The sequence below is a fragment of the Caballeronia telluris genome (genome assembly GCF_001544495.1).
Classification (GTDB): domain Bacteria; phylum Pseudomonadota; class Gammaproteobacteria; order Burkholderiales; family Burkholderiaceae; genus Caballeronia; species Caballeronia telluris.
Map to the genome: position 1 here is coordinate 198488 of NZ_FCNZ02000009.1, position 22434 is coordinate 220921.

At 65.5% G+C, this 22434-nt stretch carries 27 protein-coding genes; 15 read left to right on the forward strand and 12 right to left on the reverse strand.

Annotated features, from left to right (window positions below):
- Window positions 1-1251 (reverse strand): tRNA epoxyqueuosine(34) reductase QueG, encoded by a 1251-nt coding sequence (gene queG / locus AWB66_RS14115; RefSeq protein ID WP_087630891.1) that lies wholly within the window; start codon window positions 1249-1251, stop codon window positions 1-3.
- An 18-nt stretch (window positions 1252-1269) separates the two neighbouring features.
- On the opposite strand from queG, the gene tsaE reads away from it, so the two are divergent.
- Window positions 1270-1827 carry a tRNA (adenosine(37)-N6)-threonylcarbamoyltransferase complex ATPase subunit type 1 TsaE gene (tsaE, locus tag AWB66_RS14120; RefSeq protein ID WP_087630892.1) on the forward strand — a complete coding sequence of 186 codons (558 nt, stop codon included), beginning with the start codon at window positions 1270-1272 and terminating at the stop codon, window positions 1825-1827.
- A complete protein-coding gene (locus AWB66_RS14125; RefSeq protein WP_087630893.1) occupies window positions 1809-3332 on the forward strand; it encodes an N-acetylmuramoyl-L-alanine amidase in 1524 nt (507 codons plus the stop codon). The genes tsaE and AWB66_RS14125 overlap by 19 nt, the downstream gene beginning before the upstream one ends.
- 45 nt (window positions 3333-3377) lie before the next feature.
- Here AWB66_RS14125 and AWB66_RS14130 read toward each other — a convergent pair whose 3' ends face one another.
- Both AWB66_RS14130 and AWB66_RS14135 read right to left on the reverse strand, forming a co-directional pair.
- Entirely contained in the window at window positions 3378-4262 is an 885-nt protein-coding gene (locus AWB66_RS14130) for an EamA family transporter (protein WP_087630894.1), read from the reverse strand.
- Window positions 4263-4398: 136 nt separating this feature from the next.
- Window positions 4399-4668: a hypothetical protein gene (locus tag AWB66_RS14135; protein ID WP_087630895.1), complete on the reverse strand. Its 270-nt coding sequence runs from the start codon at window positions 4666-4668 to the stop codon at window positions 4399-4401.
- A gap of 174 nt (window positions 4669-4842) precedes the next feature.
- Here AWB66_RS14135 and AWB66_RS14140 point away from each other — a divergent pair, with 174 nt between their 5' ends.
- Together AWB66_RS14140 and trxA are read left to right on the forward strand one after the other, a co-directional pair.
- Complete coding sequence (locus AWB66_RS14140) at window positions 4843-5742, forward strand: pirin family protein (protein WP_087630896.1); 900 nt, start codon at window positions 4843-4845, stop codon at window positions 5740-5742.
- Window positions 5743-5828: 86 nt separating this feature from the next.
- Window positions 5829-6677 carry a thioredoxin gene (trxA, locus tag AWB66_RS14145; RefSeq protein ID WP_087630897.1) on the forward strand — a complete coding sequence of 283 codons (849 nt, stop codon included), beginning with the start codon at window positions 5829-5831 and terminating at the stop codon, window positions 6675-6677.
- 96 nt (window positions 6678-6773) lie between these two features.
- On the opposite strand, the gene AWB66_RS14150 is transcribed toward trxA, so the two are convergent.
- A complete protein-coding gene (locus AWB66_RS14150; protein ID WP_087630898.1) occupies window positions 6774-7622 on the reverse strand; it encodes a tRNA threonylcarbamoyladenosine dehydratase in 849 nt (282 codons plus the stop codon).
- A gap of 283 nt (window positions 7623-7905) precedes the next feature.
- On the opposite strand from AWB66_RS14150, the gene pdxH reads away from it, so the two are divergent.
- The 3 genes from pdxH to AWB66_RS14165 all read left to right on the forward strand — a co-directional run bounded on the left by pdxH (window position 7906) and on the right by AWB66_RS14165 (window position 11027).
- On the forward strand, window positions 7906-8547 hold the full coding sequence (pdxH, locus tag AWB66_RS14155) for a pyridoxamine 5'-phosphate oxidase (protein WP_087630899.1): 642 nt from the start codon (window positions 7906-7908) through the stop codon (window positions 8545-8547).
- A gap of 201 nt (window positions 8548-8748) precedes the next feature.
- On the forward strand, window positions 8749-9963 hold the full coding sequence (locus AWB66_RS14160; protein ID WP_087630900.1) for an SAM-dependent methyltransferase: 1215 nt from the start codon (window positions 8749-8751) through the stop codon (window positions 9961-9963).
- Window positions 9960-11027, forward strand: a complete 1068-nt coding sequence (locus AWB66_RS14165) for a DUF72 domain-containing protein (RefSeq protein WP_407642283.1) — start codon at window positions 9960-9962, stop codon at window positions 11025-11027. The genes AWB66_RS14160 and AWB66_RS14165 overlap by 4 nt, the downstream gene beginning before the upstream one ends.
- Window positions 11028-11060: 33 nt before the next feature.
- Here the strand turns inward: AWB66_RS14165 and msrA are convergent, their stop codons facing one another.
- Window positions 11061-11630, reverse strand: a complete 570-nt coding sequence (gene msrA, locus AWB66_RS14170; RefSeq protein ID WP_087630901.1) for a peptide-methionine (S)-S-oxide reductase MsrA — start codon at window positions 11628-11630, stop codon at window positions 11061-11063.
- Between the two features lie 238 nt (window positions 11631-11868).
- Between msrA and AWB66_RS14175 the strand changes: the two genes are divergently transcribed.
- Window positions 11869-12381, forward strand: a complete 513-nt coding sequence (locus tag AWB66_RS14175; protein WP_087630902.1) for a flavin reductase family protein — start codon at window positions 11869-11871, stop codon at window positions 12379-12381.
- A 6-nt stretch (window positions 12382-12387) separates the two neighbouring features.
- On the opposite strand, the gene AWB66_RS14180 is transcribed toward AWB66_RS14175, so the two are convergent.
- Entirely contained in the window at window positions 12388-12879 is a 492-nt protein-coding gene (locus AWB66_RS14180; protein ID WP_062632669.1) for an Lrp/AsnC family transcriptional regulator, read from the reverse strand.
- A gap of 135 nt (window positions 12880-13014) precedes the next feature.
- On the opposite strand from AWB66_RS14180, the gene kynB reads away from it, so the two are divergent.
- From kynB to kynA, 3 genes are read left to right on the forward strand one after another with little or no spacing between them, the layout of a single operon-like run.
- A complete protein-coding gene (gene kynB, locus AWB66_RS14185) occupies window positions 13015-13644 on the forward strand; it encodes an arylformamidase (protein WP_087630903.1) in 630 nt (209 codons plus the stop codon).
- A 26-nt stretch (window positions 13645-13670) separates the two neighbouring features.
- Window positions 13671-14921 (forward strand): kynureninase, encoded by a 1251-nt coding sequence (kynU, locus tag AWB66_RS14190; protein ID WP_087630904.1) that lies wholly within the window; start codon window positions 13671-13673, stop codon window positions 14919-14921.
- Between the two features lie 11 nt (window positions 14922-14932).
- Entirely contained in the window at window positions 14933-15808 is an 876-nt protein-coding gene (gene kynA, locus AWB66_RS14195; protein WP_087630905.1) for a tryptophan 2,3-dioxygenase, read from the forward strand.
- A 3-nt stretch (window positions 15809-15811) separates the two neighbouring features.
- On the opposite strand, the gene AWB66_RS14200 is transcribed toward kynA, so the two are convergent.
- On the reverse strand, window positions 15812-16600 hold the full coding sequence (locus AWB66_RS14200; protein WP_087630906.1) for an IclR family transcriptional regulator: 789 nt from the start codon (window positions 16598-16600) through the stop codon (window positions 15812-15814).
- 114 nt (window positions 16601-16714) lie between these two features.
- Between AWB66_RS14200 and AWB66_RS14205 the strand changes: the two genes are divergently transcribed.
- From AWB66_RS14205 to AWB66_RS14220, 4 genes are all read left to right on the forward strand, one after another.
- Complete coding sequence (locus AWB66_RS14205; protein WP_087630907.1) at window positions 16715-17905, forward strand: acyl-CoA dehydrogenase; 1191 nt, start codon at window positions 16715-16717, stop codon at window positions 17903-17905.
- A 292-nt stretch (window positions 17906-18197) separates the two neighbouring features.
- Window positions 18198-18500, forward strand: coding sequence for an ElaB/YgaM/YqjD family protein (locus AWB66_RS14210; RefSeq protein WP_062632675.1), 303 nt, complete (start codon window positions 18198-18200; stop codon window positions 18498-18500).
- Window positions 18501-18717: 217 nt separating this feature from the next.
- Entirely contained in the window at window positions 18718-19098 is a 381-nt protein-coding gene (locus AWB66_RS14215; protein ID WP_087630908.1) for a phage holin family protein, read from the forward strand.
- 76 nt (window positions 19099-19174) lie between these two features.
- On the forward strand, window positions 19175-19678 hold the full coding sequence (locus AWB66_RS14220) for a DUF3318 domain-containing protein (protein WP_087630909.1): 504 nt from the start codon (window positions 19175-19177) through the stop codon (window positions 19676-19678).
- A 17-nt stretch (window positions 19679-19695) separates the two neighbouring features.
- On the opposite strand, the gene AWB66_RS14225 is transcribed toward AWB66_RS14220, so the two are convergent.
- The 5 genes from AWB66_RS14225 to AWB66_RS14245 are packed head-to-tail and all read right to left on the reverse strand — an operon-like array spanning window position 19696 to window position 22385.
- On the reverse strand, window positions 19696-20142 hold the full coding sequence (locus tag AWB66_RS14225; RefSeq protein WP_087630962.1) for a type IV pilin protein: 447 nt from the start codon (window positions 20140-20142) through the stop codon (window positions 19696-19698).
- Window positions 20143-20162: 20 nt separating this feature from the next.
- Window positions 20163-20666, reverse strand: a complete 504-nt coding sequence (locus AWB66_RS14230) for a pilus assembly PilX family protein (RefSeq protein ID WP_087630910.1) — start codon at window positions 20664-20666, stop codon at window positions 20163-20165.
- Window positions 20663-21451: a PilW family protein gene (locus AWB66_RS14235; protein WP_087630911.1), complete on the reverse strand. Its 789-nt coding sequence runs from the start codon at window positions 21449-21451 to the stop codon at window positions 20663-20665. The genes AWB66_RS14230 and AWB66_RS14235 overlap by 4 nt, the downstream gene beginning before the upstream one ends.
- Window positions 21448-21849, reverse strand: a complete 402-nt coding sequence (locus tag AWB66_RS14240; protein WP_087630912.1) for a type IV pilus modification PilV family protein — start codon at window positions 21847-21849, stop codon at window positions 21448-21450. The genes AWB66_RS14235 and AWB66_RS14240 overlap by 4 nt, the downstream gene beginning before the upstream one ends.
- Window positions 21846-22385, reverse strand: coding sequence for a GspH/FimT family pseudopilin (locus tag AWB66_RS14245; RefSeq protein ID WP_407642282.1), 540 nt, complete (start codon window positions 22383-22385; stop codon window positions 21846-21848). Before AWB66_RS14245 ends, AWB66_RS14240 begins: the two co-directional genes overlap by 4 nt.
- Window positions 22386-22434: the final 49 nt, after the last annotated feature.

Below are 22434 nucleotides of genomic sequence, written 5' to 3' on the forward strand. Positions count from 1 at the left end.
TCACGCCTCGATCGCCGCCCCGCGCAATGCCCACTCGACATGCTCGCGCACGAGCGCCGACGCATCGTCCGCGCGCGAACGCAGCGCGTCGACAATCTCGGCGCGCAGCGCGGGTTCCAGCTTCGCGCGCAACGCATTGCCCATCGCCACCGCGATATTGCGCGACCACCGCTCGTAACCGATGCGCCGGATCGCGCTGCCCTGCATCCTGACATCGAAATCGGCGGCGCTCCAGCGGAACAGATCGACGAGCGATGCCTCGTTCAGCCCGTGGCGCACGTCGAAATCCGCGACTGGCGCGGCCTGCGCGAACTTGTTCCACGGACACACGAGCTGGCAGTCGTCGCAGCCGTACACGCGGTTGCCGATCAGCGGGCGCAGGTCCTCGGGGATGCTGCCCGCCAACTCGATCGTCAGGTACGAAATGCAGCGCCGCGCATCCACGCGATACGGCGCGACGATCGCGCCGGTCGGACACGCCGCGATGCATCGCGTGCACTGACCGCAGTGGGCGCCTTCGTGCTCGGGCGCGCTCGACGGATGCGTTTCGGCATCCGTCGGCAGCGGAATGTCGACGTAGATCTCGCCGAGAAAAAAGAGCGAACCGGCGTCGCGCTGGAGCAGCAGCGTATGCTTCCCGCGCCAGCCGACGCCCGCCTTCTGCGCCAGTTCGACTTCGAGCACCGGCGCCGAATCGGTGAACGCGCGATAGCCGAAGCGCCCGATTTCCGCCTCGATGCGCTCCGCCAGTTGCTGCAGCCGGTTGCGCATGACCTTGTGATAATCGCGTCCGCGAGCGTAGATCGACACGACGGCCGCGGCCGGATCGGCGAGCCGCGACCACTCTACAGCGCGCCAGTCGTTGCGTTGACCATCCACTGTCATGACGCTTTCGTCGCCGGCGGATTCGAGCGTCGAAGCCGGCAAATACGCGATGCGGGCCGTGATGACGCGTCGCGTGCCGGCCACAAGCTCGGCCGGCCTTGCGCGTTTCATGCCATGTTTCGCCATATAATCCATTTCGCCGTGATAGCCTGCTTCGAGCCATGAGGCTAGGCCCTTCTCGGCATCCGTCAGGTCGGCATCGCTGATGCCGACGGCACCGAACCCCAGCTCGCGACCCCACGCCTTGATGCGTTGCGCGAGTTCCGCCAGCGCGGCTTCATCGCGGATATCGAAGACGCGCGCGTCATCGGCGGCGTTCCCGGACGCGGCCGCGACTTCAGTGGAGTGTTCCGGCAATCGGTTCATCACGACATTTTACGAGCAATGCCCGCAGCCCAAGCACGATCGACGCATCCTCTTCCCCCCGCGCTATTCGAACGCCGCTTCGAACTGCCGGACGAAGACGCGACGCTCGCCTTCGGCTCACGCTTCGCGCAGGCGCTCGACGCTGTCCGCCACGCTCTAGCTTCCAATCCAGATAACGAACGTTTCACCGGCCTGCAGGTCCAGTTGACTGGCGACCTCGGCGCGGGAAAGACCACGCTCGTGCGCGCGACGTTGCGCGCGCTCGGCCACCACGGACGCGTGCGCAGCCCGACCTACACGCTCGTCGAGCCTTATTCGCTCGAAACGAAGGCGGGCCCGCTCGATGTCTATCACTTCGATCTCTACCGCTTCGCCGATCCCGCCGAATGGGCCGATGCCGGCTTTCGCGAATATTTCGACCGCGGCGCGGTCTGTCTCGTCGAATGGCCGCAGCAGGCAGGCGGTCTGCTCGGCGTGCCCGATCTCGAGTTCGCGCTGGATATCGAGGGAGAAGGCCGCGTTCTGATTGCGCGGGCGTTTAGCGAAACAGGAAAGACATGTCTCGAAAGATGTTGATCAAGCCGTTCCGTTCGATCGAATCGACGGCCACTGCCTCGCACAACTGGAAACGCCGTCAGGTGCTGCGCGCGGGCGTCTCGACGATCGCGCTCGCGCTCGTCGCTCCGCGTCTCGCACACGCGAGTTCCGTGCTCGGCGTGCGCGTGTGGCCGGCGCGCGATTACACGCGCGTCACCATCGAATCCGACCAGCCGCTCGCGAACAACCAGCAATTGTTGCAAGGGCCGGACCGGCTCGTCGTCGATCTGAACGGTCTCGATCTCGACCAGGAACTGAAGGACCTCGTCTCCAAGATCACGCCGAACGATCCGCAGATCCAGGCCGTGCGCATCGGTCAATATCAGCCGCATGTCGTGCGCATGGTGTTCGACCTGAAGGGCTCGGTGAAGCCGCAGGTTTTCACGTTGACGCCGATCGGCAGCTACAAGTACCGGCTCGTGTTCGACCTGTATCCGGCGGTCGCGCCCGATCCGCTGATGGAACTGCTCGCGCAGTCCGAGCACAAGCAGGAGGCGTTCGACAAGTCGAACCCGAATCCCGCGCCGCCGCCTGCCACGCTGAGCGGCCCCACGCAGCCGCAGCGCTCGCCCGCGCCCGACAACCCCGACGATTTCTTCCAGAAGTACGCGGACAACACCGACCCGCCGCGCCCGGCCGCCCCGGTCGTGCCGGCGCCGAGACCGTCGGTGAAGCCGGCCGTTCCGCTCGCACCGCCCGTCGCAACAAAGAACGACAGCGACGACGATACCTACGCCTTTTCCACGCCGAAGCAGAAAAGCAAATCCGCGACGACGCGCCTTCTGACCGTCGCGATCGATCCGGGGCATGGCGGCGAGGACCCGGGCGCGATCGGCGGCGGCGGAACCTACGAGAAGCACATCGCGCTCGACATCGCGAAGAAACTGCGCGCGAAGATCGACGCCCAGCCGAACATGCGCGCGATGATGACGCGCGACGCCGATTTCTTCGTGCCGCTCAACGTGCGCGTGCAGAAGGCGCGGCGAGTCGAGGCGGACCTGTTCGTGTCGATTCACGCCGATGCATTCACGTCTCCGGAGGCGCGGGGCTCGTCGGTGTTCGCGCTGTCGGATCATGGCGCGTCGAGCGCCGCCGCGCGGTGGTTGGCGAACAAGGAGAACGAGTCGGATTCGGTCGGCGGGATCAACGTGCGCTCGCAGGATGTGAGCGTCAATCGCGCGCTGTTCGATATGTCGACGACGGCGCAGATTCGCGATTCGATGCGCTATGGCAATTTCGTGCTGAACGAGATCGGCGGCATCAACAAGCTGCACAAGGGGTCGGTGGAGCAGGCGGGGTTCGCGGTGCTCAAAGCGCCCGACATTCCTTCGATTCTTGTCGAAACCGCCTTCATCAGCAATCCGGACGAGGAAGCGCGGCTCAACGACGACGCCTATCGCGAGAAGATGGCGAACGCGATCCTCAAAGGAATCAAGCGGTATTTCGCGGCGAATCCGCCGCTCGCCAAGAGTCGCATGACCTGAGCAAGACCCGGGCTTTCGGGCGGGCGCGCAGGCGCCCGCCCCCGCTCACTGCGTCGCGGCAAAAAATCGCTGCACGATCCGCCCGCCAAATACGTTCACGACGAGGCCTGCCATGACGAGCGCCGCGCCCGCGATCTGCATGGGCGTCAAGGCCTCGCCCAGCAGAACGGCCGCCGAAGCGAGCCCGATGATCGGCACGAGCAGCGAGAACGGCGCGACCTGGCTCGCCGGATACCGCGCAAGCAACTTGCCCCACAGGCTATAGCCGATCAGCGTGGCGACGAACGCAAGATACGCAATCGCGAACACCGAGAGCGCAGAAATCGACCGCAGACTCGCCTCGATCCGTTCAGGTCCCTCGAATATCAGCGACAGCGCGAGGAAAGGCAGCGGCGGAATCAGGCTCGCCCACACGACGAGCGATACCAGGTCCACCTGCCCCATCCGCTTCGTGACGACATTCCCGAGCCCCCACATCGCGGACGCGACGAGCGTCAACGCAAAGCCGACGAAAGTCATCGCGTGGCCGCCCTGCGCGCCGACCAGCGCGAGTCCACCCGCCGCGATCGCGAGCCCGACGAGATTCGCCGCCCGAATGCGCTCGCGAAGGAACATCGCGGCGAAGATCAACGTGAAGAACGCCTGCGCCTGAAGGACGAGCGATGCGAGTCCCGCCGGCATGCCGACATACATCGCGTAAAAGAGAAACGCGAACTGTCCGAGCGATATGGATAAGCCATAAGCGAACAGCCAGCGCAGCGGCACCTTGGGCCGCTTGACGAAGAACACCGCCGGAAAGGCGGCGAGCGTGAAGCGCAGCGCGCCGAGCAGCATCGGCGGGACACCGTGCAGTCCCACCTTGATGACGACGAAATTCACGCCCCACGCGAGAATGACGATACAGGCAAGCAGCAAATCCTTGGGCGACATCCCCGGCTCCGTAGTTGTTGGCCTTGTTGCGCAAACGGCCAGTTTAGCGGAGGACTTTGCAGCGAGCCTGTAAAAATGCGGGAGAGAAAGGAACGCGATGGAGCCGCCCGGCCGCGGCCGTCCATCGCGATTCCGTCTACTTGCCCTGGCCGTTTTCCGTGCCGGCGGCACCGCCGGCCGTCGTCTGGTCCGGGGTCTTCTTGCCGGTCGAAGGCCCGTGGCTGCTCGTGTGATGGTGCTTCGACTTGTGCTTCGAAGACGTCCCCGACGACATGTCGTCCTGCATCGGCGATGCGGTCGGCGCGGCCGTCGCATTCGACGAGTTGCCCGACGACGTCTGCGCGATCGCGCCGGTCGCTGCAAAAAGTCCTGCGGTGATGGCGATCAAAAGCTTGCTCTTGCTCATTTTCAAACTCCTATCAAGGTTGCCGAGACTCACTCTTTGCTCACTGTTACTGCGTCGATAACCGAAACCCGCTCGCGGGACGGCTCGGCCCGCGGCACGATCCGTCACGAACGCTGCGCCGCTCCGGTTCGGCCAGTAGAATCGGCAGTTCCAGGACTCATTGCGGCGGCTCCCATGTCTTCGACCATCCACGTCTCGCTCAAGCCGCATCAACATGATGTCGGCGGCCTCACCGTGCGGCGCGTGCTGCCCGCGCTCGCCGTGCGGACCATCGGCCCGTTCATCTTCTTCGACCACATCGGACCCGCAACGCTCGTGCCCGGCAAAGGCCTGGACGTGCGCCCGCATCCGCACATCGGGCTTGCCACCGTCACCTATCTCTTCGACGGCGCGATCATGCATCGCGACAGCGTCGGCTCGGTGCAGAAGATCGTCCCCGGCGATGTCAACTGGATGACGGCCGGACGCGGCATCGTCCATTCCGAGCGCACGCCCGACGAGGAACGCGCGTCCGGCCAGTCGATGCACGGCATCCAGACGTGGGTGGCGCTGCCGGTCGCGAGCGAGGACGTCGAGCCGTCGTTCGAGCATCATCCGGGCCCGACCCTGCCGCAGATCAAGCGCGACGGCGTGACGTTGCGCGTGATCGCCGGCAGCGCTTTCGGCGAGACGGCGCCGACAAAAACCTTCTCGCCGACGCTCTACGTCGCCGCGCATTTCGCCGCCGACGGCGAGATCGCGCTCGACGCCGAGCACGAGGAGCGCGGCGTGTATCTGGTGGAAGGCGATCTGTCGATCGACGGCACGCCGGTCGCCGAACGCGAGATGGCGGTGCTAACGCCGGGCGCGAGCGTGACGCTCGCGAGCGCGAACGGCGCCATCGCGATGCTGCTCGGCGGCGCGCCGCTCGATGGCAAGCGGTTCATCGAATGGAATTTCGTCTCGAGTTCGCGCGAGAAGATCGAAGCCGCGAAGCGCGCGTGGAGCGAGCAACGCATGGGCCACGTCCCCGGCGAAACCGAGTTCATTCCGCTGCCGCCGCCGCGCCGTGAGGACAAGGCGCCGGAGGCCTGACAGCCGGATTCGAAGACCTGAATTGATAACTGCGCAACGCGCCCCAACATGAGCGCCAATCGAAGCGCAAAGGAAAGGAGAACATCATGGATACGACGCTGGCAACTTTTGAAAACGATGTGATCGCGGCCTCGACGCTCGCGCCGGTGCTCGTCGATTTCTGGGCGCCGTGGTGCGGCCCGTGCAAGACGCTCGGTCCGATGCTCGAACGGCTCGAAGCCGAAGGCGCGGGCAAGTGGAAGCTCGTGAAGGTGAACGTCGACGAGAATCAGGAGCTTGCCGCCCACTTTCAGGTGCGCAGCATTCCGCACGTCATCGCGTTCGCGGACGGCCACGCGGTCGACCAGTTCGTCGGCGTGCTGCCGGAAGGCCAGTTGCGCGCGTTCCTCGACAAGCTGGTCCCGGACGGCGCCGACGCCGAGCGCCGCGCCGCGCACGGAATGTGGGCGGCGGGCAACAAAGCGGGCGCAATCGACCAGATCAAGGCCGCGCTCGCGCTGGACCCGGGCTACGACGAGGCGCGACTCGACCTGATCGAGTGGCTGCTCGCCGAGCGCCGCACCGACGAGGCGCGCGAGGAAGACAAGCTGCTGTCGCCGAAGACGACGCAGGGCATCGACGCGCGCTACAACGCGCTGAAGACCGAACTGGACGCCGCCGACGCCGCGGCCGCGCTGCCGCCCGCCGACGCGCTGGTCGAAGCGGTGCAAAAAAATCCGGAAGATCTCGACGCGCGCTTCGCGCTCGCGAACCGGCTGATCGCGGGCCGCGACTATGGCGGCGCGCTGGAACACCTGTTCGAGATCGTCCTGCGCGACCGCGCGTTCATGGACGACGTCGGCCGCAAAACGATGCTGTCGGTTTTCGACCTCGCCGCGAATCAGCCGGAACTGGTCGCGCAATGGCGGCGCAAATTGAGCGCGGCGCTCAATTAATCGACGTCGATAAAAGCTTTCATTTTTATAAATCCGGGTTTTTAAAAAAAATCGGCCGCCTTTCACGAGGCGGCCGATTTTTATTTATGCGGGCTTTCAAACCCGCTTTGCCAGATCGCGCAATACATAGGCGACGGCCGCGAAGCCAAAACTCGCCGTCACGCACACGCTCGATCCGAATCCCGCGCAGTTCAGACCGACCGGCCCCGCGTAGCCCGGCGCGGTTTCGAGGTGCTCGGACGCTTCGCCGATATCGCAGGCGGGCGCCTCCGGATAGATCAGCGGCTCGTCCGAATAGACGGCGTTCACCTTGAACTTCGACTTCGGCCCGCGCGGAAAGCCGTGCAGCTTGCGCAACTGGCCGCGCACCTTGGAGAGCAGCGGGTCCTGGATCGTCTGCGCGAGATCGTCGATGCGGATGCGCGTCGGGTCGAGCTGGCCGCCCGCGCCGCCCACGGTGATGAGCGGCTGCCGGCGCTCGACGCACCACGCGATCAGCGCGGTCTTGGTGCGCACGCTGTCGATCGCGTCGATGACGAAGTCGAAGCCGCCGCCGAGCACCGCCTCGAAATTCGACGGCTCCACGAAATCCTCGACCTGCCGGACCTCGCACGCCGGATCGATCGCGTGGATGCGCTCGGCCATCGCGGTCACCTTGGCCTTGCCGTAGTTGCCGTCGAGCGCGTGGATCTGCCGGTTGGTGTTGCTTTCCGCGACGTTGTCCAGGTCGATCAGCGTGATGCGCCCGACGGCGCTGCGCGCAAGCGCCTCCGCCGCCCACGAGCCCACACCGCCGATGCCGATCACCGCGACGTGCGCGCGTTCGAACGCGGCGAGCGCGGGTGCGCCATATAGCCGCGCGACGCCGCCGAAACGCCGCGCGCGGTCGGCCTGCGCTTCGGTGTCGTCGGCGGGATCGAGCTTGGAATCGGATGGCGCGGTCATGTGAGGTCGGAAGATGGGCGGCAGTGCGCTCGCGGCGCGTCACGCATTATCTGCAGGTTTTTATCGGATTGCGTATTCTGCCTTAAACGCGCTGCTCTAAACGCGCTGCCCCGAGGCATCGCCTTATCGCGGATTCGCGGCATGGCGGACGGCTCGCCATTCGTACATTGACGCTGGATTTACGCCGGGCTTTGCGCGCGCGACAATGGTCGCATGGGGATGAATCGGGGCACGAATGTGCGGCCTTGGCTATACTGATGCGACTGTAGCGTTTGCCTAAAACATGACAACTCTCGCCGATCTTCGTAAGAGCTATACCCTCGGATCGCTCGACGCTGCCGACGTCGATCCGAATCCGGTGCGCCAGTTCGAGACCTGGTTCGCCCAGGCGCTCGACGCCAAACTGCCCGAGCCGAACACCATGACGCTCGCCACCGTCGACGAGCGCGGCCGGCCATCGGCGCGCATCGTCCTGATCAAGGGTGTCGACGAGCGCGGGTTCGTCTTCTTTACGAATTACGAGAGCCGCAAGGGCCGCGAACTCGCCGCCAATTCCGCCGCGAGCCTCCTCTTCTACTGGATCGAACTCGAGCGCCAGGTGCGCATCGAGGGCTCCGTCGTCAAGACGAGCGCCGAAGAAAGCGACGCGTACTTCGCGTCGCGGCCGCTCGGATCGCGCATCGGCGCGTGGGCGTCGGAGCAGAGTCAGGTGCTCGAAAGCCGTGCGGCGCTCGAAGCCCGTGAGCGCGAAGTGATCGCGCAATACGGCGACAGCCCGCCGCGCCCTGCGCACTGGGGCGGCTACCGGCTCGTGCCCGACACCATCGAATTCTGGCAAGGCCGTCCTTCACGGCTGCACGACCGTATCGTGTACCGGCGCGAAGACACGGGCGGCGATTGGAGCATCGTCAGGCTCGCGCCCTGATCCGGCTTTCACGGGTCAAAAGCGCGCGCGCGTTGCATCGCCTTCGGTCCATCGCGGACCATGCAGTTTCACGCGCGCCGCAACGCAATAGTGGCGGTGCGCGTGGCCCGTCGGTCGTTCACGGAGCGTAGAAGCAGAAGATCAGGACGAACTGAAGATGCGAGCCTTCCCTTAATTTCATCTAAGCGCGGAGAAACAAGCATGTTCTGGGAGAAGAAGCTGACGCAGTGGGTGCAGGACGTTCGGGACCGGGCCAACCTGCCCGCGCGTCTGGTGTTGTGGGACGGGCAACAGCATGACTTCGGCAGTTTCGCCGCCCCGCAGGTCACGCTGCACGTGAAGAGCGCCACCGCGCTGCCCTACCTGCTCGAACCTAGCCTCGACAATCTCGGCGAAGCCTACGTGAAGGGCAAGATCGACATCGAAGGCAAGCTGTCGGACATCATCAACATCAGCTACTCGCTCGCGAAGAGCACCGTCACCAGCGCGAGCAAGCTGGCGCGCGTGCGGCGCTACTTCACCCATACGAAGTCGTCGGACAAAAAGGCGATCCAGTATCACTACGACGTCTCCAACGACTTCTATCGGCTCTGGCTCGACCGCAACATGGTCTACTCCTGCGCGTACTTCGAGAACGGCGACGAAGACATCGATACCGCGCAGTTGAAGAAGATCGACCACATTCTCACCAAGATCCGTTTGCAGCCCGGCCAGCGTCTGCTCGATATCGGCTGCGGCTGGGGCGCGCTTGTGATCCGCGCGGCGCAGAAGTTCGGCGCGAAGTGCGTCGGCGTGACGCTGTCGCAAAACCAGTTCGATCTCGCGACCCAACGCGTGAAGGAAGCCGGCCTCGAAGGCCAGGTCGAGATCCGCCTGCAGGACTATCGCGACGTCGACGGCCAGTTCGACCGCATCACGAGCGTCGGCATGTTCGAGCATGTCGGGCGCAAGAATCTGCCGGTGTATTTCCGCAAGGTGTGCGATCTTCTGACCGACGACGGCGTGGCGATGAACCACGGCATCACGTCGACGGATTCCGACAGCGGCGAAACCGCCTACGGCGGCGGCGAATTCATCGACCGATACGTGTTCCCCGAGGGCGAGCTTCCGCACATTGGCCTCGCGCTCGAATCGTTGCAACGCGGCGGACTGGAGGCGATCGACGTCGAAAGCTTGCGCCGTCATTACGCGCGCACGCTCGACGCCTGGGCCGAGCGCTTCGAGTCGCACGCGGAACAGGCAAAGCAACTCGTCGGCGACGAGCGATTCCGCATCTGGCGCGTGTATCTCGCGGGCTGCGCGTACGCGTTCGAAAACGACGACGTGTCGATCTACCAGATCGTGTGCCGCAAGGCGGGGCGCAGCGCGACGACGCTGCCGTGGTCGCGCCGCTACATGTACGAGAAGGCGCTCTGAGCGGGCCGCCCGACGAGCAAGGCGATTTGTTCGGTGCCTCGGCCGCGCCTGAAGCCGCAGTCGAAGCCACGCCTCGAGAACCCGCGCCCCGCAAGCCGCGCGGCGTGCTGCCCGCGACCGTCCCGCCCGAACTCGACGCGCTCTCGCGACGCCTTCCGGCCACCGTGCATCTGGGCACGTCGACGTGGTCGTTTCCGGGCTGGCGCGACATCGTCTACGGCGACGATTACTCGAACACCAAGCTCTCCCGCGACGGCCTGAACGCTTACGGCGCGCATCCGCTGCTGAAATGCGTGTCGATCGACCGGTCGTTCTACGCGCCGCTTTCACTCGCCGAGTACGCGCGCTACGCGAGTCAGGTGCCCGGCCATTTCCGCTTCATCGTGAAGGCGCCCGCCTCCGTCACCGACGCCGTGCTGCGCGGCGAACGCGGCGTGCCCGCAGGCGACAACCCGTCGTTCCTGAACGCGCAGATCGCCATCGACGAATTCGTGCGCCCGTGCATCGGCGGGCTCGGCGCGAAAGCCGGCGCGCTCGTGTTCCAGTTCTCGCCGCTGCCCGATGCGATGATCGTCGAGCCGTCGCTGTTCATCGACCGGCTCGCCGCGTTTCTGCGCGCGCTCCCGCCGCTCGAAGGCGAAAGCCGCTACGCGGTGGAACTGCGCGACGCGGTCATGCTGACGCCGCGCTTCATCCGCGCGCTGCGCGACGCGAACGTGCGCTACTGCATCGGTGTGCACGCGCGCATGCCCGAAACGTGGCGCCAGGCAAAGGCGCTCGCACTGCTGGACGAAAACGAATTGGGACCGTTGATCGTGCGCTGGAGCCTGCACAGCGGCTTCAGGTACGAGCAGGCGAAGTCGAAGTACGAGCCGTTCGACACGCTCGTCGACGAAGACCCGGACACCCGGCGCGACCTGGCGGAACTGGCCGCACGCTATGTGTTTGCGGGCCAGCCCGTCGTGATAGCGGTGAACAATAAGGCTGAAGGCTCAGCGCCGCTCACCTGCTTCAAACTGGCAGAAGCGATCGCGCTCGCTTGCGAGCGGCGGCGCGAAGCATAAAAAACGGCGCCGCGCGGCGCCGTCGAAAAACCATCAGCGTTTGAGCCGGCTCGCGAACTTCTGCCGGAACTTCGCCACCTTCGGCGCGATCACGAACGAGCAATAGCCCTGGTTCGGATGCTGCGCGAAGTAGTTCTGGTGATAGGCCTCGGCGGGGAAGTAATTGCCGTCGAGCGGCGTCACTTCGGTCACGATCTTGCCGTCGTAGACGTCTTCGCGCTGCAGTGTGTCGATCACGTCGAGCGCGATGCTGCGCTCTTCGTCCGATTCCGTGAACACGGCCGACCGGTACTGCGTGCCGACATCGTTGCCTTGCCGGTTGAGTTGCGTCGGATCGTGCGTCGCGAAGAAGATCTCGAGCACCTCGCGATAACCGATCACCGACGGATCGAACTCCACCTTCACCACTTCGGCGTGACCGGTGTTGCCGTCGCAGACCTGCTCGTAGGACGGATTGCGCACCTGGCCGCCAGCGTAGCCCGACTCCACCGACAACACGCCCTCGACGCCGAGAAACACCGCCTCCGTGCACCAGAAGCAACCGCCGCCGACAACGGCCGTCTCGCGCGAGGCGGGCTGATTCTGCTGGTTCTGTTCAGTCATGGTTCGCTCCGGTTGTGCGCATCGGTGACTTATATGGGTGCGCGAACTGAGTCCTCAAGCCGGCGAGCTTACTGTCTTTTCAAAGGCCACGCCGGCGACGCGGACTTCAAAAGCCGCTGCAAAGGCGATTCCGCTAGAATCCAGACAATTCGAATTTCTTTACATGACTTCAGAAAAAGTCCTTCCGTCTCCCGCGCGACAAGCGGCCGGTCCGGTCGTCCATGACACAGTTGCTCCGATGAAACGCGCCAAATCCCCGAATTTCGACCACCCCGCCTTTCGCGACGCCCTGAGCCAGTTCGCGACCGGCGTCACGGTCATCACGACGCGCTCGCCCTCCGGCCAGTTGATCGGCATCACCGCGAGTTCGTTCAATTCCGTGTCGCTCGATCCGCCGCTCGTGTTGTGGAGCCTCGCGACCAAATCGGCGTCGATGCCGGTGTTCCAGTCGAATAGTCACTACGTGGTGAACGTGCTGGCGGCATCGCAGATCGACCTGTGCAAGCGCTTCGCCACGGTCAAGGGCGACCGCTTCGCGGGCGTCTCGCACGCGGCCGGCGACACCGGCATGCCCGTGCTCGACGGCGCGCTCGCCTGGTTCGAATGCCACAACCGCAGCCGCTATCAGGAAGGCGACCACGTGATTTTCGTCGGTGAAGTGGAGCGCTGCGGCGTGCATGAGAACGCGAAGGACATCGCCCCGCTGGTCTTCCAGGCGGGGGCGTTCCACACGATCAAGCCGATCGGCTGATCCCGACTACGGGCGCGGCTGTTCGATCAGCGCGACCGGCACGCCGCCTTCGTCCTTCATGGTCTGCAAGACGATGTTCGAGCGGATGTCGATGACGCCCGGCGCCTTGTACAGCTTGCTCAGGATGAAATCGGAGTAATGCTTGAGGTTGTGCGCGAGCACGCGCAGCACGTAGTGCGTGTCGCCCGTCACCACGAACGCGCTGACCACTTCCGGCCATTCCCGCACGGCCGCCGCGAAGGTCTCGTGCCAGTTCTCCTGGTCGTTGCGCATCGAGACGTGGACGAACGCCTCCAGTTCGATGCCGAGCCGCTCACGATCCAGACAGGCGCGGTAGCTCGCGATGACGCCCTCTTCCTCCAGAAGACGCATCCGGCGCAGACACGCCGATGGTGACAGCGAGATGCGCTCCGCCAAATCCAGGTTGCTGATCCGTCCGTCTTCCTGCAGTACCGCCAAAATACGGCAATCCGTTGCATCGAGCGTGAACCCAGTCATTTTTTAGTCTCCCTGGCCCGTTTCATCGAATTATGTTCTAAGACGCGCCGTTTTGGGTGGTTATTTCGCAAGCACTTTCCAGGGCTTGACGACTATGATTTGACGCATATTCACAATTCTGGCAGGCGCTCCGCGATGACCATCCTCTGGGACATTTCCCCGCCGATCCGCCCGGAAACGCCCGTCTGGCCGGGCGATACGCCGGTCGGCGTCGAGCGCGCCTGGCGCATGGAGGCGGGGTCGCCGGTGAACGTCGGGCGTCTGACGCTGTCGCCCCACACCGGCGCGCACGCCGACGCACCGCTGCACTACGACGCCGAAGGCGCGCCGATCGGCGAAGTCGCGCTCGATACTTACCTCGGCCCGTGCCGCGTCATTCATTGCGTCGGCGCGGCGCCGGTCGTGACGCCGGAGCAGATCGCGCGCTTTCTTCACGACACCCCGCCGCGCGTGCTGCTGCGCACCTACGACCGCGCGCCGCTCGATGCCTGGGACCCGCGCTTTTGCGCTGTCGCGCCGGAAACCGTCGATCTGCTGGAGAAAAGCGGCGTGCGCCTGATCGGCATCGATACGCCCTCGCTCGACCCGCAGGAGTCGAAGACGATGGACGCCCACCGGCGCATCCGCGCGCATCGCATGGCGATTCTCGAAGGCCTCGTGCTCGACGCAATCGTCCCCGGCGACTACGAACTGATCGCGCTGCCGCTCAAGTTCACAACGCTCGACGCCAGCCCCGTGCGCGCGGTGCTGCGCCCGCTTCCCTGATTTTCCTGACCCAACCGGACATTTCGATGAACCATCGTGACGAAGCAGCGGCGCTCGACCGCGACGACCCGCTTCACGCCCTGCGCGACCAGTTCGCGCTCCAGCGCGACGTGATCTACCTCGACGGCAACTCGCTCGGCGTTCCGCCCAAAACGGCCGCCGCGCGCGCCGCCGCCGTGATCGCCGAAGAATGGGGCGAAGGCCTCATCCGAAGCTGGAACACGGCGGGCTGGTTCGCGCTGCCGAAGCGCCTCGGCAACAAGCTCGCGCCGCTGATCGGCGCGGGCGCGGACGAAGTCGTCGTCACCGATACGATTTCGATCAACCTGTTCAAGGTGCTGTCGGCGGCGTTGAAGATGGCAAACGCGCGCGATCCGAAGCGTCGCGTGATCGTGTCGGAGCGCTCGAATTTCCCGACCGACCTGTACATCGCGCAGGGGCTCATCGAGCAACTGGATCGCGGCTATGAACTGCGTCTCGTCGACAATCCGTCGGAACTCGCCGCCGCGATCGACGACAGCACCGCCATCGCGATGATCACGCACGTCAATTACCGCACCGGCTACATGCACGACATGAGCGCCGTCACGCAACTGATCCACCGCGCGGGCGCGCTCGCCGTGTGGGATCTGGCGCACTCGGCGGGCGCGGTGCCGGTCGATCTGAACGGCGTCGGCGCGGATTACGCGGTCGGCTGCACGTACAAGTACCTGAACGGCGGCCCGGGTTCGCCCGCGTTCGTCTGGGTGCCGAAGCGCCACCAGAACGCGTTCTCGCAGCCGCTTTCCGGCTGGTGGGGCCACAGGAAACCGTTCGAGATGAGTCCGACCTACCGTCCCGACGACGGCATCGGCCGCTTCCTGTGCGGCACGCAGCCGGTGGTGTCGATGGCGCTCGTCGAATGCGGGCTCGACGTCTTCCTGCAAACCGACATGGCGACGCTGCGCCGCAAGTCGCTCGCGCTCTCCGATCTGTTCATCCGGCTCGTCGAGACGCGCTGCGGGAAGTTTCCGCTGACGCTCGTCACGCCGCGCGCGCAACCGCAGCGCGGCTCGCAGGCGAGCTTCGAGCATCCGCACGGCTACGAGGTGATGCAGGCGCTGATCGCACGCAACGTGATCGGCGATTATCGCGAGCCGCACGTGCTGCGGTTCGGCTTCACGCCGCTTTACACGCGCTTCGTCGACGTCTGGGACGCCGTGGAAGTGCTGCGCGACGTGCTCGAAACCGAAGCGTGGCGCGCGCCCGACTTCGCCGAGCGCGGCGCGGTGACCTGAGAGAGATCGACATGACACAGACCACAACTGGCTGCCCGATGGGCCACGGCGCCGCGACGCCCGCGCAGGAAGGCTGGCACGACGCCCAGCTCGATTTCTCCGACTCGATGAGCTACGGCGATTACCTCTCGCTCGACGCGATCCTCTCGGCGCAGCATCCGCTTTCGCCCGATCACAACGAGATGCTCTTCATCGTCCAGCATCAGACGAGCGAGCTCTGGATGAAGCTCGCGCTCTACGAATTGCGCGCGGCGCTCGATGCCGTGCATCGCGACGAACTGCCGCCCGCGTTCAAGATGCTCGCGCGCGTCTCGCGGATCTTCGAGCAGCTCGTGCAGGCATGGAACGTCCTCTCGACGATGACGCCGTCCGAATACACGGCGATGCGGCCTTACCTGGGCGCGTCGTCGGGATTCCAGTCGCATCAGTACCGGCAGATCGAGTTCCTGCTCGGCAACAAGAACGTTGAGATGCTCAAGCCGCACGCGCACCGGCCGGCGGTACTCGCCGAGGTTCAGGCAACGTTGGATGCACCCTCCTTCTACGACGAAGTCATCCGGCTGCTCGCGCGGCGCGGTTTCCCGATCGCGCCCGAGCGGCTCGAACGCGACTGGACCCAGCCGACGACCCACGACGCCTCGGTCGAAGCGGCGTGGCTCGCGGTTTATCGCGATCCGTCGAAGTATTGGGAGCTGTACGAGATGGCGGAAGAACTGGTCGATCTGGAAGACGCGTTCCGGCAGTGGCGCTTTCGCCATGTGACGACCGTCGAGCGGATCATCGGCTTCAAGCAGGGCACGGGCGGCACGAACGGCGCGCCGTATCTGCGCAAGATGCTCGATGTCGTGCTGTTCCCGGAGCTGTGGCACGTGAGGACCGTGCTCTGAGCATCACGCGAGTCGCGCCGCCAACGCCCTGAGCTTCGGCGCGATGACTTCGCGAAACATCGCCTCCCCCATCGACGACGCCGGCCCGCTGCTGCTCAAGACGAGCCAGCGGCCGTTCCTCACGTCGCGAAACGGCGCGGCGATCGCGTTGACGTCCTCGTGCCAGTCGCGAAACGAATAGCAACAGCCGTCGCGGGCGAAATCCTCGATCGCACCTTCCGCCGCCTGCACGAGTGCCGCGCCATCCGCGCCGGCCGCCGCCGACAGTTCCGCGAGCAACGCGGCGCGCGCCGCCGGCTCCTGCACCGCGAGATAGGCGCGGCCCATCGAACTCGTCAGCATCGAGAGCCGCGAGCCGGGCGCGAGACCGAGCGTCAGCGCGGTTTCGCTGCGGATCGTCTCCAGATAGATCATGTCGAGCCCGTCGCGGCATCCGAGCGACACCGCCGCGCCGATCTCCCGCGCGAGTTCGCGCATGTGCGGGCGCGCGAGTTCGAGCGTGTCCGCGCCCGCGAGCAGCGCGAATCCGAGCGACAGCACGCCCGTGTCGAGCGCGTATTTGCCGGCCGCTTCGTCGAAACGCAGATAGCCGAGCGTCGTGAGCGTGTAGGCAAGCCGATTGACCGTCGCCTTCGGCAGACCGGTGCGGTCGGCGAAATCGCGATTGCCGAGCAGCACTTCGCCCGGCCGGAACGCGCGCAGCAACTCCAGCCCGCGAGCGAGCGCGACGACGAATTTGCGCTCGTCCAACGCGTCCGGCGACGCGAAATTGCGGATGGAATCCGATGTCATCGAGTGCTAGACTCCAGATTGATTTGCAAAACATTGTTCCGCACAGCGGAATTCAAGTCAAGCGCCGGGCGTTTCCGAAGCCGGCGCGTCTTTAGGAAAGTCAGGAGAAAGCACATGGCCGACGCCGCCCGTTTCAACTGGGAAGACCCGCTCTTGCTCGATCAGCAGTTGAGCGACGAAGAACGCATGATCCGCGACGCCGCGCGCGCCTACGCGCAGGACAAGCTCGCGCCGCGCGTCCTCGCCGCGTTTCGCGAGGAAAAGACCGATCCGGCGATCTTCCGCGAGATGGGCGAAATGGGTCTCCTCGGCCCGACGATTCCCGAGCAGTACGGCGGCCCCGGTCTCAACTACGTGAGCTACGGCCTGATCGCGCGCGAAGTGGAGCGCGTGGATTCGGGCTACCGGTCGATGATGTCGGTGCAGTCGTCGCTCGTGATGGTGCCGATCAACGCCTTCGGCAGCGACGCGCAGAAGGAAAAATATCTGCCGAAGCTCGCGACCGGCGAATGGATCGGCTGCTTCGGCCTGACCGAGCCGAACGCCGGCTCGGACCCGGCCAGCATGACGACGCGCGCGAAGAAGGTGAACGGCGGCTATTCGCTGTCGGGATCGAAGATGTGGATTTCGAACTCGCCGATCGCCGATGTGTTCGTCGTCTGGGCGAAGCTCGAAGAAGACGGCCGCGACGACATCCGCGGCTTCATCCTCGAGAAAGGGTGGAAAGGGCTGTCGGCGCCCGCGATTCACGGCAAGGTCGGCCTGCGCGCCTCGATCACCGGCGAAATCGTGATGGACGAGGTTTTCGTCCCCGAAGACAACCTGATGCCGGACGTGCGCGGCCTCAAAGGTCCGTTCACCTGTCTGAACTCGGCACGCTACGGCATCGCGTGGGGCGCGCTCGGCGCGGCGGAGGCGTGCTGGCACACGGCGCGTCAATACGTGCTCGATCGCAAGCAGTTCGGCCGGCCGCTCGCCGCCAACCAGTTGATCCAAAAGAAACTCGCCGACATGCAGACCGAAATCACGCTCGGCCTGCAAGGCGTGCTGCGCCTCGGCCGCATGAAGGACGAAGGCACGGCGGCCGTCGAAATCACGTCGATCATGAAGCGCAATTCGTGCGGCAAGGCGCTCGATATCGCCCGGCTCGCACGCGATATGCTCGGCGGCAACGGCATCTCGGACGAATTCGGCATCGCGCGGCATCTCGTGAATCTCGAAGTGGTGAACACCTACGAAGGGACGCACGATATCCACGCGCTGATCCTCGGCCGCGCTCAGACCGGTATTCAGGCGTTCTTCTGACGCGTTGCCGCAACCGTTCTCAAGGAAGCCAACGCAATCTCCGCGTTGGCTTTTTTTTGAGCGTTTCGCCTCATCGTTCATGCGCCCGTTGTAATTTTTCGGCCGCCCGCAGGAAACTTTTACGGGCCAGATCGTCTCCATTCCCTTCATGCGCATCGTGCAGCGCTGCGCCGGCGGCCATCTGGCGGGAACAAAACGTGCGTACCGAGCTTTTCAAGACGCCCGAGGGCGCTCGTCAGCGACCGCATCTTTGGTTACGATTCGCGTAGCCTCACCCCGATTGGAGTCATCAATGTCAGAAATCAATAAGGAGCGATTCATGTCGGATATCAAAACCGTTCTCTCCGATGCCGAGGACCTGCTCAAGCAAGCAGCCAGCGCCACCGGCGAGCGTGCATCCGAATTGCGCGAGACCGCTCTGACCCGGTTGAAGCAGGCGAAGGAGAAGGCAGCGGACGCGCAGGTCGTGGTCGTCGAGCGCGGCAAGAAGGCAGCGCGCGCAACCGACGACTACGTGCACGAGCATCCGTGGGCATCGATCGGTATCGCGGCGGGCCTGGGCGTGATGATCGGTCTCTTGATCAACCGCCGCTGACCTTGCATCTTGAAGCGGCAACGGTCGCAATTGTCTGGTAACGGCCAGCAGCGACCGTGTGGGCAGCGAAGCGATCCTTCGCGATAGCCGGCGGTGGCCTGATCATTGCTAAGACCGTTGCCAATGCTTCGAACCGGTTCGAAGCCCTCGCGCCGGTGGTCCTCGACGAGGTCCGCCGGCCCCCTCAGCGCTACTCAACGCGCCTCGCGCCCACGCCATGACGACTGAAAGGCCCTCTCCGCAATCGTCCCCCGGACCTTTGCGACGTATCGTGAGTTCCGCGTTCGCCATCTTCGAGACGCGCCTGGAACTGCTCGGCATCGAGCTTCAGGAGGAGAAGGAGCGTCTGATCGGCGTGCTGTTCCTTGGCCTCGCCGCGATGATGCTGACGATGATGGCCCTGATCACGCTGACGGTGCTGATCGCCATCTTCTTCTGGGACACCTACCGCTGGCAGTCGCTCGTGGGCGTGACGGTCGCTTATGCGCTCGTCGCGTTGTTCTGCGGCTTGCGGGCGAGAAGCGGCCTGCACGACGCGCCGAACATGTTCGACGAAACGCTCTCGGAATTCCGCAAGGACCGCGACACGTTCCGCTGAGCCGCGCAACGCCACGACACGTCGCCCCGATATCGCGCCCAACTCCCAACCGCCGACCCCGAACGAGCCGCCCGACATGAGCCAATCCGACGACACCTTCAAGGCGCAGAAGCGCGCCCAGGCGCACAAGCTGAGCACGCCGCACATGCGCGCGCTGCGCAAGGAACTGCTGATCGCGCGCGCGGACGTGGAACGCATGGAGATCGCGCAGGCGAGCGCCGACCTGCGCCACTCGGTGACGCACTTCAGCTTTCTCAAGTTCCTGATCCCGCGCCGCGCCACCGCCGGCTTCGGCCGCAACCGCGCGGCTGGCGGTGGCAGCGGCATCGCTTCGTTGCTGACTGGTCTTCTTTCCGGCGGCGGGTTCAGTTCGCTCTTGAGGCAATACCCGATCATCGGTTCGCTCGCCTCGCTGATTCTGACGAAACCGGTGCTCAGCAAGCTCGCGCGCGGTGCGAAGCCCGCGCTCAAGTGGGGCGGACTCGGGTTGCTCGTCTGGGAAGGCTTTCGCGTCTGGCAGCAGATGAAGACCACGTCCACCGAAACCTCGACCGACGCCGTCGATCCGACCGTCTTCTGAACGTTTCGAGTTTCCATTCACCGGCCGCTCCAGCAGGCGGCGGAGTCGACCGTCCCGGCCGACGCCGGCGCACGGTTCGAACGTGCGCCGGTTGCGTCGATGACGAAGACACCACAGGCATCGTCCTGCATTGCGCCGGGCGCGACGGGCTCGGCCTCGATCGCGTAGCCGCCGTTGGTCGCCGATTCGGCCGTCGCGCGCAGCCGGTACACCGGCGTTCCGTTCGCGGGCGCCTGATCGAAGCCGGCGGGCAACGAAGGCGCGTCGGCATTCGGTGCGGGTTGCGCCGCGCGAGCCGTCTCGATGAACTGGGCGGCGCGGTGCAGCGCCGCCGATGCCTCCATGCGATGCGCTTTCGCGACGTGACCGCGATACGCGGGAATCGCGAACGTCGCGATGATCGCGACGACTGCCAGCGCGATCATCAGTTCGAGCAGCGTGAAGCCTGCCCGGCGCGTGCTCATCAGGTTCATGTCGAATCCCCTCAAAACGGTTTTGCGACGACGCGTCGCCAGCGGCGCGTGACGCTGTTGCCGGCCACTTCGATTTCGAGTTGCAGCCAGCTTTCCGCATCGCCGGACGCTCCGAAGCCGCGCGCCGTCACCAGATACGAGCGCGCGTCGGCGTCGCCAGAGCGGGACCAGGATTCGATCAGGCACTGCGGAACGCGCCGCGCATAAGGCCAGGCGACGAACGGCGCAATCGCCGACGCGCCCGCTCCTTCGAACGACGCCTTTACGCGCCAGCCCGCCGGCTCGTTCGTGGAAGCGTTTTGCGGCGGATCGGGCGAATCGACGGCCATCCGGCCGCAACGCGCGAGCGCGCTGTCCGCCGCATGAAACGCCTGCACCCGATCGCGCAGGCTCGCAGCCGAACGCGTCGCGACGATCGAGGTTTCCAGCCATGCACCCGCCGTCACCAACATCATCGATGACAGCAGCAGCACGATCGGCAGGACCGTGCCGCGCGATTTCGAACGCGGGGTCATGAAGACCTCCCGCCGTCGGCCGTGACTGCATTGCGGATCGCCACGCGCCGCCAGAATGCCTGCCGGGCGCGTGAATCGGTGGAAACGGCGAGCGAGCCATCGCAATCGACGTAGCGCGTGCCCTTCGCCGATACGAGCGGATCGCCGCGCACCAGCACGCAGAGGTCGGCTGCGACCACCGCCGGCCAGCGCTCGCGCGGAACGCTGGCGGCATCGACGGCCGTCGCCGCGTTGTCGAACCAGTACGTGAGGCGCAGCCGTTCGATGCCTTCCACCATCGGCTGCGCTTGTCGGCCAACGCCCTCGCAGTACAACTCCGGCTCACCGGTCGAGGTGCTGGCCTTCGCGTAGAAGCGCCCGACGACATAGGCGCCGACGGCTTGTCCCTGGCAATCGGTCGGCGCGCCCGACGACGACGGCCACGTCGCGATGGCATCGGCGGCGTAGCGGATCATCACGCCGTCCGAATGGCTCGTGAGCGATTCGCACGCCGGCGCATCGTCCGACCCGACTGCACGCCCTTGCGAGCAGCCGAATAATCCGACGCCTGTCGCGCTCCCGAGCGGCGCGAACGCGGCCATCTGCACTTGCTGGCCGACAAGATCGAGCGCCGCGGTCGCCGCTTCGTGCATGCGCACGATGTCGGCGGCGCGATCGTGCGACGCGCGCTGTCCGCGATAAAGCACCAGCGCCGCGACCGCGACGAGAAGGCCGAGCGCCATTGAGATCGCGAGTTCGAGCAGCGTGTGGCCGCGAGAGACGGGACGACGACCAAGCGCGCTCATCGTGCGAACGCCACTGCAACACACGCCGAATGCGGCTTCGCCTGCGGCTCGACGCACCCTTCGGCCGAGTCCTCCGCTCGCCAGCTCACGACCGCGACGCGCACGCCGTCCGCCCGGTCGAACACGTCGACGTCGCCCTGCGGCAGGGCCGACGCCGCTCGCGGACGCCATCGCGACATCACCGGTTCGCGATCTTCCTCGCGCCAGATGCCCTCGGCGACGGAATCGGCAATCCGCATCGCGCGTTCGCGCGCCAGCACCATCCGTTCGCTGCGCGCGAGCCACGTTTGCGCCGCGATCAGGCCGAGCGTCGTGATCGCGATGAGCGACAGCGCGATCATCACTTCGATCAGCGAGTCGCCGCGCTGCCCTCGATGTTGCGTGTCAAGGACGATCATGCCGCCGCTCCACAGGCGCCTTGTGTCATGCGTGGGCGGCCGCCGGTCGCGAGGCGGATGCAGCGGCCGGAACGCGCGGTCGCCGCGAGCTTGCTGTTGCGCGCGCTGAAGTCGAAGCTCCGGAAGCCGCCGATCACCTGGCCGGCCGGTGGCGTGAACGAAAGATCGGTCGTCGCGCCGGCGATGGCGATCGAAGGCGAAGCCGATTGCGCTCGCAACAGCACGGGGGCGCCGTCGCGTTCGACGAAGAGCGCCCAGCCGCACGACCAGTCGGCCATGCCCGAATCGCAGTTCTTGCCGGGCGCGAGGCAGTGGCGCGCGGCGTCGATCCGGCACAGCGTCACGCGCGCGCCCCGCTTCACGGCTTCGGAGCGCGCGAGCGAGAGCGTGGAGAAGAGCGCCCGGGCGCGCGCGTCGACCTGGTCACGCAGGTGCCAGGCAAGAAAAGAAGGCGTCGCGAACGTCGCGACGATCGCCATCACGGCGAGCACCACGGACAGTTCGACAAGCGTGAAGCCGTAAAAGCGAAGTTTCATTCGCATCCCTCATCGTTCGAGTGAGAACAGCGCTCAATCTAGAGAGAAA